Genomic DNA, 8075 nt, shown 5'->3' with positions numbered 1-8075 from the left:
TCGTGAGCCTGTTTCCCGCCACCACCATGCTGGTGGCGATTGGCGTCGCGCCCTGGTATCGGCCAATGACCATCGCGCTCTTTGCCATCGGCGTCACTCTCCAGCTGTGCTATGCCGCCTGGCAGAGCGCCGGGCTGTGGCGCGGGGCGCATCCCGGCGAGGCCACCACGCCCGGCCTGTATTTACCGACGGTGGCAAACAATTTTATCAGCGCGATGGCCTGCGGGGCGCTGGGCTGGAGCGATGCCGGACTGGTGTTTCTTGGGGCCGGCGTCTTCTCCTGGCTGAGTCTGGAGCCGGTTATCCAGCAGCGCCTGCGCAGCGGCGGCGAGCTGGCTCCCGCGCTGCGCACCTCGCTCGGCATTCAGCTGGCGCCGGCGCTGGTGGCGTGCAGCGCGTGGCTGGCTGTCAACGGCGGGCGCGCCGACGTGCTGGCGAAAATGCTGTTTGGCTACGGGCTGCTGCAGCTGCTGTTTACGCTGCGCCTGATGCCCTGGTATCTGAAACAGCCCTTTAATGCCTCTTTCTGGAGCTTCTCGTTCGGCGTTTCGGCGCTGGCGACCACCGGCCTGCATCTCGGGCACGCCGGCAGCGGCGGATTTTTCCACGCGCTGGCGGTACCGCTGTTTATTTTTACCAACGTGATTATCGGCTTATTGATCGTCCGCACCCTGCATCTGCTGGCCTGTGGCAAACTGCTGATTCGCGTTGAACGCCACACACTTTTAGCCAAGAAGGACGCACCATGACTGTTCGGGACGAAAACTATTTTACCGACACTTACGGCCTGACCCGCACTCACTCCGAGGTGCTGCACGCTGCCAGCAAAATTAGCGCCGGCAGGGCGCTGGATCTCGGCTGCGGTAACGGGCGCAACAGCCTGTACCTGGCCGCGCGGGGCTTTGAGGTTACCGCCTGGGACCGCAATCCGATGAGCATCAGCAACCTGCGCAGCATCGCGCAGAAAGAGCAGCTGGCGAATCTGCATATCGACGAAAAGGATCTGAACGCGCTCAGCTTCGACGGCGAGTACGATTTTATCCTCTCTACGGTGGTGATGATGTTTCTCCAGCCGGACACCATTCCGGGCCTGATTGCCAACATGCAGCGCTGCACCACGCCCGGCGGCTGGAATCTGATTGTCGCGGCCATGGACACTGAAGACTTCCCCTGCACGGTCGGTTTTCCGTTTGCCTTTAAGGCAGGCGAGCTGCGCGACTACTACGCGGGATGGGATTTCGATCGCTATAACGAAGACGTCGGCGAGCTGCACCGCACCGACGCCGACGGTAACCGCATCAAGCTGCGCTTTGCCACCATGCTGGCGCGCAAGCCCGCCTAGCGGGCGGCCAGCAGGCACAGCTGCAGGGCAACCTGGTAAGAGGCCTCGAAGGATTTCAGCGGCAGAAACTCAAACGGCGAGTGGAAGTTATGCGCGCCGGTGAAAAAGTTCGGGGTCAGTAGTCCCTTTGCCGACAGCGCCGCGCCGTCGGTGCCGCCGCGCATCGGCGTGGGCTTCGGGACAATCCCCAGCGTCTCCATGGCGGTGAACAGCAGGTCGATTGCCCGGCGGTCTTCGCCGATGGCGTTGCTGATGTTGCTGTAGATATCCTCGATATGCCACGTCACGCCTGCCGTCGGGTACTGCCCCGCAATCTTCTCTGCCACTTCGCCAATCTGCTGCTTGCGCTGCGCAAAGCGCGCGCTGTCGAAATCGCGGATGCTGGCCTGCAGCAGCGCCTGGCTCTGCCCGGCTTCGATGCCGTTAAACCACACGTAGCCTTCACGCCCGGCGGTGTGCTCCGGGGTCTCCTGGCGGTCAAAGTGGCTGATGAAATCTGCGGCCATCAGCAGCGGGTTGACCAGCACGCCTTTGGCCGACATCGGGTGCGCGGTGACGCCGGTAAAGCGTATTTCGGCGGCGGCGGCGTTAAAGTTCTCATACACAATCTCGCCCAGCTCGCAGCAGTCGATGGTCCACGCGAAATCCACGTTAAAGCGCGCCTCGAGATCCAGCGCCTTCGCGCCGCGCAGGCCCACTTCCTCATCCGGCACAAATGCCACCACGATATCGCCGTGCCGGTGCTGTGCCGTCAGGTTCTCCAGCACGGTCATCACCACCGTGACCGCCGCCTTGTTATCGGCGCCGAGCACGCTGGTGCCGTCGCTGAAAATAATCTCTTCGCCGGGGTAGGCGTTAATTTCCGGATGCTCGTCTACCCGCAGCCAGATCTCCTTTTCAGCATTCAGGCAGAGATCCTGACCGTCAAAGCGCAGGATCTGCGGATGAATATCCGGCGACAGGCCCACGTCAACTGTGTCGATATGAGTGATAAACCCGATGCGCGGCGCGCCCGGCACGTTGCCTTTTTTCACCGCGGTCACGGTGGCATGTCCGTCGATAACAATGTCTGCCAGGCCCAGCGCCCGCAGCTCATCCGCCAGCGCGTCCGCCATTGCAAACTGGCCCGGGGTGGTGGGCAGGGTGCTTGCCGCAGAATCGCTCTGGCTGCTGATGGCGAGATAGCGAAAGAAGCGCCCGGTTAATTGACTGCGGAGTGACGATGCCATAGTGATTCCTTCTTTATTTGTGTTATCAGGTGTTTGCAGAGAATTTTGATGTTATGTATGGAAACACGACAATAAAAACAGGAAACAGGCATGAAAAGCAAATTAACAATACTGACTCTGGCCGCCCTGATGGCAAGCTCCGCGGCGTCGGCAACGACGCTGGTGTACTGCTCGGAAGGCTCTCCCGAAAACTTTAACCCGCAGCTGTACACCTCCGGCACCAGCGTGGACGCCAGCGCGGTGCCGGTCTACAACCGGCTGGTGGATTTCACCCCCGGCACCACCGATCTGGTGCCGAGCCTGGCGGAGCGCTGGGAGGTGAGCGACGACGGCAAGGTTTACACCTTTCACCTGCGCAAGGGGGTGAAGTTTCAGAGCAACAAATACTTCACCCCGACCCGCGACTTCAACGCTGACGACGTGATTTTTTCCTTCAACCGGCAAAAAGATCCCAATAATCCCTATCACAGCGTTTCCGGTGGCAGCTACGCTAACTTTGACAGTCTGGAGTTCGGTACCCTGATAACCGCCATTGATAAAGTGAACGAGCACACCGTGCGCTTCACCCTCGCTCATCCGGAAGCGCCGTTCGTGCCGGATCTGGCGTGGTATTTTGCGTCGATTTTGTCGGCAGAATATGCCGATGCGATGCTGAAAGCGGGCACCCCGGAGCGGGTAGATATGGAGCCCATCGGCACCGGGCCGTTTAAGCTTGCTCAATATCAGAAGGATTCCCGCATTCTGTACACCGCCTTTCCGCAGTACTGGCAGGGCAAGGCCAGCATTGACCGGCTGGTATTCTCCATTACCCCCGACGCCTCGGTACGCTACGCCAAGCTTGAGAAAAACGAATGCCAGGTGATGCCGTTCCCCAATCCCGCCGACCTGCCGCGCATGAAGGCCAATCCGGACATTACTCTGATGAGCAAGGCCGGGCTCAACACCGGCTTCCTCGCCTTTAATACCCAGAGACCGCCGCTGGACAACGTGAAAGTGCGCCAGGCGCTGGCGATGGCCATCAACAAGCCGGCAATTATCGACGCGGTTTTTCACGGCACCGGCACGGTGGCTAAAAACCTGCTACCGCCGGGCGTCTGGAGTGCCGACAGCGGGCTAAAAGATTACGACTATTCCCCCGAGAAGGCTAAAGCGCTGCTGGAACAAGCGGGATTTGCCGATGGGCTGACTATCGATCTGTGGGCGATGCCGGTGCAGCGGCCCTACAATCCCAACGCCAAACGTATGGCGGAGATGATCCAGGCGGACTGGGCAAAAATCGGGGTTAAAACCACTATTACCACCTATGAGTGGGGCGAGTACCTCAAGCGCGTCCGGGACGGCGAGCATCAGGCGGCGCTGATGGGCTGGACCACCGCCACCGGCGATCCGGATAATTTCTTCGGGCCGCTGTTTACCTGCCAGTCCGCCAGCGGCGGATCCAACTCGGCAAAGTGGTGCAACGCGCGCTTTGATAAGCTTATCGGCGAGGCAAAAGCCATTACCGATGTACAAAAACGCACGGCACTCTATCAGCAGGCCCAGCAGCTGATGCATGACGAGATGCCGGCGGTGATGATTGCCCACTCGACGATTTTCGAGCCGGTGCGCAAATCGGTGACCGGGTATGAAATTGACCCGTTCGGCAAACACATTTTTTATCAGGTCAGCGTGAAGTAAAAACGGGCCCCGAAACATCGGGGCTTTTTTTAGATTAGAGCGAGGAAGAGAGGCGGCGGGCGATCAGCCTGTCAATGCTCAGGGGGCCGCTGCCCTGCACGATCAGCATCAGGCAGGTGAGAATATAGAGTGGCTCCGGCAGATAGAGCAGCCAGCTGTACCAGGTCAGCAGATTCAGCCCGGCGGGAATGTGGTGCAGGCCTACGGTGAACAGCGCCACCAGGCTGATGACCATCAGCACCAGCGCCGCAAGTCGGGTCAGCAGGCCAAATGTCAGCAGCAGGCCGAACAGCGTTTCGCAGCTGGCGACAAACACCGCCATAAACGCCGGAAAGGGCACGCCGGCCTCAGTGATGGTTTCCAGCATCATCGCCTGGCTTTCCGGAATGAAGACTTTATTAAAGCCCGAGGCAAAGAAAAACAGTCCGAGCGCAATGCGCATCAAGGTCAGCGGGATAAAGGCGCTGCCGCCCGGCGTTCGGAACAGCGTCTGTAAATAGGTCATCAATACTCTCCCTGGTTGGAATTTACTGTCACTCGCCGCGCCAGAATAGTTCTGCCGCCGCGGCCTGCGCTGCGTAATCATGTGGATTCATCCACTTATCTATCGCGCCGCATCTGGAACATACTGAACTCAGCGCGGCGATACAAGGCGGATACAAAACATTACGCGGGAAGACGCGCTTTCCTCCGGTGCCTGAGCCAGTCAGCCGGACGTGCAAACATCACCAGGTTCCCCACCAGGATCAGTCCCAGGCCGGCGAAGGCGCTGGCGTGCCAGACGTAGCCCTCGTAAAACGTCGAAATAGCCAGCGCAATCAGCGGAAAGAGCAGGGTGCTGTAGGCGGCGTTGGCCGGGCCAATGCGCCCGACAAGGGTAAAGTAGGCACCGAAAGCGATGACCGAACCGAACAGGGCCAGATACAGCAGCGAACCCAGATAATTCAACGTCCAGTCCACGGTGAAGCTATCGCCGCACGCCAGCGCAATCGCGCCCATCATCAGCGTACCGTACAGCATCGCCCAGGCGTTGGTGCTCAATGTTTGCAGCCCGCGGCGCTGGTGGCGGATACTGATCATATTGCCGAGGGAAAATCCGTAGGTGCCGAGTGCAGAAAGCCCGATGCCGGCCAGCAGCTCGCCGCTGAGACCGCTGGTGCGCAGATCCTGCCAGAACAGGGTCACTATCCCTACGGCGCCGAGCAGCGCGGCGATGTAAAAACGCCCCGGCGGCTGCTGGCGGTAAAACAGAAAGCTGTTGATCGCGTTAAACAGCACCGCCATTGAGAAGATCACCGACTCCAGCCCGGTGTTGATCCAGCGGGCGGCGGTGTAAAAGCACCAGAAATTGAAGCAGAACACGCAGCAGCCCTGCAGCAGGCAGAAAAGATGATCCCGCAGGGCAAGCCGGCGCAGTTTCCCCGTCAGCTTAAGAAAGACCATCAGCAGCGCGGTGGCTACGGCGAAGCGCCAGAAGATAGAAACCGGGGCAGGGACATGTCCTTGCTGTAAAAAGATGGCAATCCAGGTCGTGCCCCAGATAACCACCACCAGGCAATACAGTGCGGCGCTCATACAAACTCCCGTTAGCGAAAAATGAACGCCGAGTTTGCCTTTGGCCGGACGGGATTGCTTGCACCTGGCCATCAGCAGTTGCATATTCTTGCGCTTTTTTTTCGCCGCGGGGGGCGCGGTGCTGGTCAGCCTGACTTACTGCTCATACACTCTATTTTTAAATCCCAACTATCGAACGCGATGCCACAGACCTACGGAACCTTCCAGACACTTCAGCGGCAGAATGCGGTTCTGCGCGATACAGTAACGCTCGGCTCCGGGATCCAGCTTGCCGCCTGGTTCAACAAGAACGATACCGTGACGGTAAAAAGTGATCATCATACGCTGAGCTTGTACGTGGCCGATGGTTATGAGAGCTACCATAAAACCCCCGGCGGCTGGAAAAACGGCGGCGGACCCGATCGCTTCTGTTTGATGCCGCAACAGAGTGAATCCTGCTGGGACGTAAGGGACAATCTCTCCTTCGTGCATCTTTACTGTACCGACGAGCACCTGCGCGAAACGGGCGAGCGGATCTGGGACAAAAGTCCGGCGGCACTGCGCCTTGAAGAAAAGATATTTTCTCGGGACGATAAAATCACCTCCCTGTATCGCCACTTTCTCCTCGACTGCGACTGGCAGCAGCCGGCGAATCACCTGACCCTGAGCACGGCCAGCACGCTGCTGCTGACACACATTATCCAGCAGTACGCCAGCGTTCAGTGGGCGCTGCCGAAAGTGACCGGGGGTCTATCGCCCTACACGTTGCGCAATGTGCTGCTGTATATCGAGGATAATCTGTCAGGCCCGCTAACGCTTGGCATGCTTGCCCGGGAGGCGGCGCTGAGCGAATACCACTTCGCCCGCATGTTTCGCCAGTCGATGAAAATCGCCCCGCACCAGTACGTGATGCAGCGCCGGATGGAGAGGGCAAAACAGTTACTGACCGGGACGCAGATGACGTTAACGGACGTGGCGCTGGCGTGCGGATTCAGCTCGTCGAGCCATTTCAGCAATCGGGTGAAGGCTGCACTGGGGCTGACGCCGTCGCAGCTGAGGGAGGCAGGCCGCCAGCGGCCTGCCGGTTAAAACGGTGTTACTTCGCGTGGGCTTCGGTGGAGATGGTCAGCTGGATCTCATCGGAAACCGCCGGAACGTATTTGTCGATTTTGAAATCGGAACGCTTGATTGTGCCGGTGGCATCAAAACCGATAGCCGGTTTTTTCAGCATCGGCTGCTCGCCCTGCTTATTGAGTTTCGCCTGCAGGGTCACTGGTTTAGTGATGCCTTTCAGGGTTAAATTCCCTTCGACTTCAAACGTGTTATCGCCTTTCGCCGTCACCTTTGTGCTGCGGAAGGTTGCGGTCGGGTACTTAGCCACGTCGAAGTAATCCGGCGCTTTGAACTCTTCGGTCAGCTTCGGCACGAAGGTATTAATTTGCGTTACCGGCAGGGTCACGTTGACGGTGGATTTTTCGGGATGTTCGCTGTCGAACTTCAGCTCACCGCTGGCGTTGGGAATAAACGCGGTAGGGTGTGAAAAGCCGAAATGCTCCCAGGAGACGACCACGGAGGTATGCGTAGGGTCAAGCTCGTAGGTGCTGGTGGCGGCCTGTGAGAATGGAACATACAGGGCCGAGACGACCACGGCGGCTACAGACATTTTCTTCATGAAATTCACGTAATTCTCCTTCTGGGCTTAGGCATAGAACTGCCTACCTTCGCAAATCGCATCAAGTGTTAATAGTGAATATATTTGGATAATAAGTTCAAATATATTCAAAGAAATTCGGCTTTTCGTCGGCGAACTGCTGCTATACGCGCACGAGATGCTAGCCAATCCTGCGCCGGGCCAGCGTCAGCGCGGTGTAGCATACGCCACCCGCGACCAGCCCCCAGAAGGCTGAACCGATCCCGGCCAGCGTCACGCCGCTGGCGGTGACCAGAAAAGTGACGATGGCGGCATCGCGATCGCGCTCCTGCGCCAGCGCCTGGTGCAGGCTTCCGCTAATGGTGCCGAGCAGCGCCAGCCCCGCCAGCATCTGGATCCAGGCCAGCGGCAGAGCGGCCATTAGCGCGGTGATTGAGCCGCCGAACAGCCCCGCCAGCAGATAGAACACGCCTGCCGCCGCCGCCGCTTTCCAGCGCTGGGCCGAGTCGGGATGTGCCTCCGGGCTCTGGCAGATAGCCGCCGTGATCGCCGCGATGCAGATTGAGTAAACCCCGAAAGGCGACAGCAGCAGCGCCATCCCGCCGGTTACCACCATCAGCAG

General features: G+C 59.1%; 9 protein-coding genes. 4 read left to right on the top strand and 5 right to left on the bottom strand.

Annotation, left to right across the window (positions count from 1 at the left end; all coding sequences use genetic code 11):
• Together tehA and tehB are read left to right on the top strand one after the other, a co-directional pair.
• Window positions 1-749 (top strand): dicarboxylate transporter/tellurite-resistance protein TehA (gene tehA / locus QZ766_RS07665; RefSeq protein ID WP_297199690.1); only part of this gene is annotated, 749 nt, incomplete at its 5' end.
• Complete coding sequence (tehB, locus tag QZ766_RS07660) at window positions 746-1342, top strand: tellurite resistance methyltransferase TehB (protein ID WP_297199687.1); 597 nt, start codon at window positions 746-748, stop codon at window positions 1340-1342. The genes tehA and tehB, both read left to right, overlap by 4 nt.
• On the opposite strand, the gene pepT is transcribed toward tehB, so the two are convergent.
• On the bottom strand, window positions 1339-2571 hold the full coding sequence (gene pepT, locus QZ766_RS07655; protein WP_297199685.1) for a peptidase T: 1233 nt from the start codon (window positions 2569-2571) through the stop codon (window positions 1339-1341). The two genes, tehB and pepT, sit on opposite strands and share 4 nt — an antisense overlap.
• A 90-nt stretch (window positions 2572-2661) precedes the next feature.
• Here pepT and QZ766_RS07650 point away from each other — a divergent pair, with 90 nt between their 5' ends.
• Complete coding sequence (locus tag QZ766_RS07650; protein WP_297199682.1) at window positions 2662-4248, top strand: ABC transporter substrate-binding protein; 1587 nt, start codon at window positions 2662-2664, stop codon at window positions 4246-4248.
• Between the two features lie 34 nt (window positions 4249-4282).
• On the opposite strand, the gene QZ766_RS07645 is transcribed toward QZ766_RS07650, so the two are convergent.
• Both QZ766_RS07645 and QZ766_RS07640 read right to left on the bottom strand, forming a co-directional pair.
• Window positions 4283-4753 (bottom strand): DoxX family protein, encoded by a 471-nt coding sequence (locus QZ766_RS07645; RefSeq protein ID WP_297199679.1) that lies wholly within the window; start codon window positions 4751-4753, stop codon window positions 4283-4285.
• A gap of 161 nt (window positions 4754-4914) precedes the next feature.
• Window positions 4915-5823 carry a DMT family transporter gene (locus QZ766_RS07640; RefSeq protein ID WP_297199676.1) on the bottom strand — a complete coding sequence of 303 codons (909 nt, stop codon included), beginning with the start codon at window positions 5821-5823 and terminating at the stop codon, window positions 4915-4917.
• A gap of 180 nt (window positions 5824-6003) precedes the next feature.
• Between QZ766_RS07640 and QZ766_RS07635 the strand changes: the two genes are divergently transcribed.
• Entirely contained in the window at window positions 6004-6891 is an 888-nt protein-coding gene (locus QZ766_RS07635; protein ID WP_297199673.1) for an AraC family transcriptional regulator, read from the top strand.
• Between the two features lie 7 nt (window positions 6892-6898).
• On the opposite strand, the gene QZ766_RS07630 is transcribed toward QZ766_RS07635, so the two are convergent.
• Window positions 6899-7483 (bottom strand): YceI family protein, encoded by a 585-nt coding sequence (locus tag QZ766_RS07630; protein ID WP_297199670.1) that lies wholly within the window; start codon window positions 7481-7483, stop codon window positions 6899-6901.
• A 151-nt stretch (window positions 7484-7634) separates the two neighbouring features.
• The coding region (locus QZ766_RS07625) for a benzoate/H(+) symporter BenE family transporter (RefSeq protein WP_297199667.1) at window positions 7635-8075 on the bottom strand (441 nt) is incomplete at its 5' end.

Source organism: uncultured Pluralibacter sp. (genome assembly GCF_913775985.1).
GTDB lineage: Bacteria > Pseudomonadota > Gammaproteobacteria > Enterobacterales > Enterobacteriaceae > Pluralibacter.
Note: the sequence above shows the minus strand (reverse complement) of the source record. Positions and strands in the feature narration are given on the sequence as shown.